Consider the following 665-nt stretch of genomic DNA (forward strand, 5'->3'; position numbering starts at 1 on the left):
TTTCTGTAGCGCCAGAGTTGAAGCCACGCGGAACGGCGTGCCGCCGAGTAAATCGGTTAAAAAAACCAGGCCTTCGCTTTCATCTAATGCGTCGATCGCTTCTTCAAACTGCGTGGTGAGCAGCGCGGTTGAAGAGGTTTCAGGGAAATCAATGGCGATAACCTGTTCCTGCTCGCCGAGGATCTGCTTCATGGCTTTTTCCAGTCCGGTGGCAAAGCCACCGTGACCGCTGAGAATAATACTTAACATATTGTTTTATCTCGCTTACAGGGAAGACTTACAGGAAGTGGGCAAACTTCCCGACAACACCCAGAACGACCGTGATACCGATAAGGCGCAGTGGACTCCAGCCACGACGCACCAACGCATACATGCACAAGGTATAAACCAGGGGGAGAAATGCTGGCATCAACTTGTCGATAACGTCGGTTTGCAGTTTTACCACCGCATCGCCCGCTGTGATTTCCAGCGTGGTTGAGAGGCGAACGTAAGTCGCAACCAATGCGCCAATCACCGTCATACCCACAATCGATGCTGCGTGGCCGACTTTGCGGGTATTGGCTTTAATCAGCGGAATGGCGGCCACACCCATGCGGTAAGCGTAATGCGCCAGGCCAAAGCGCAGGCCGAGATGCACAACGTTAAACAACACGATAAAGATAACA

At 52.3% G+C, this 665-nt stretch carries 2 protein-coding genes; both read right to left on the reverse strand.

The annotated features are described in order from the left end of the window. Positions 1-249 (reverse strand): PTS sugar transporter subunit IIA (locus D6029_RS22295; RefSeq protein WP_147365261.1); only part of this gene is annotated, 249 nt, incomplete at its 3' end. A 28-nt stretch (positions 250-277) separates the two neighbouring features. Next, the coding region (locus tag D6029_RS22300) for a PTS system mannose/fructose/sorbose family transporter subunit IID (protein ID WP_147365262.1) at positions 278-665 on the reverse strand (388 nt) is incomplete at its 5' end.

Source organism: Buttiauxella izardii (assembly GCF_003601925.1).
Taxonomy (GTDB): Bacteria; Pseudomonadota; Gammaproteobacteria; order Enterobacterales; family Enterobacteriaceae; genus Buttiauxella; species Buttiauxella izardii.